This window comes from Micromonospora sp. LOL_013, from assembly GCF_048060315.1.
Classification (GTDB): Bacteria; Actinomycetota; Actinomycetes; order Mycobacteriales; family Micromonosporaceae; genus Micromonospora_E.
In genome coordinates this window covers 1-627 of sequence record NZ_JBHMIQ010000107.1, presented here as the reverse complement: position 1 = coordinate 627, position 627 = coordinate 1, and the positions used below count along the sequence as shown (strand labels likewise).

The window sequence follows — 627 nt, the reverse complement described above, 5'->3', positions numbered from 1 at the left end:
GGAAACGATCTCCTGTGTCATCGGGCTGCACTTCTACAGGATCGCCTGTGAATAGACCTCCCGATACGGGAAGCGATGGCACAACCTCTGCAAGTAGCCTGCCCGGCACATTCAGTAAGGTCCACTGGTCAGCCGTTCGCCGGCCGCTTGCGAACAGCTTGACGCAGACGCGCCGACCCAGTGGCGTCGGCGACCACAGCGACTTCGTCCAACGCCTTCGTCGCCGCTTTCCGGTCGCCGATCGCCGAATGCACGTCGGCCAATGCGAGTAGATAGTCACCGGCCCACTCCGCATGCCGCTGCTCGTAAGGAAGGGCAGCAAGACCAGCGGTCAGGTCTGCGATCGCGGCATCGGCGGCATGCCGGTCAACGCCGGAATGGATCGCGTGTACGAGGCCGCGTTCCATTGTCAGGAAGGCAGACGACCGGTAGTAGTGCCACGGCGGCGGGTCGTCGCCGCTGATCTCGAACTCCGCCCCGAGTTGATCAGCTTCTCGGATTGTCTCAGTCGCTACTTGCCGGCCGTCCACGTGCGCCACGGCCCGAGCGAGCTGAAGTGTGTCATAGAGGCTTATTCAGCAGGGCCCCGATAACCCACAGTGGACCCCCCGATAAATGAGACGGCCC

The 627-nt window shown here is 63.0% G+C and carries 1 protein-coding gene; it reads right to left on the bottom strand.

The window, feature by feature from the left end:
- Positions 1 to 128 precede the first annotated feature (128 nt).
- Positions 129 to 539 carry a hypothetical protein gene (locus tag ACFHWS_RS28525; RefSeq protein WP_416569586.1) on the bottom strand — a complete coding sequence of 137 codons (411 nt, stop codon included), beginning with the start codon at positions 537 to 539 and terminating at the stop codon, positions 129 to 131.
- Positions 540 to 627 lie beyond the last annotated feature (88 nt).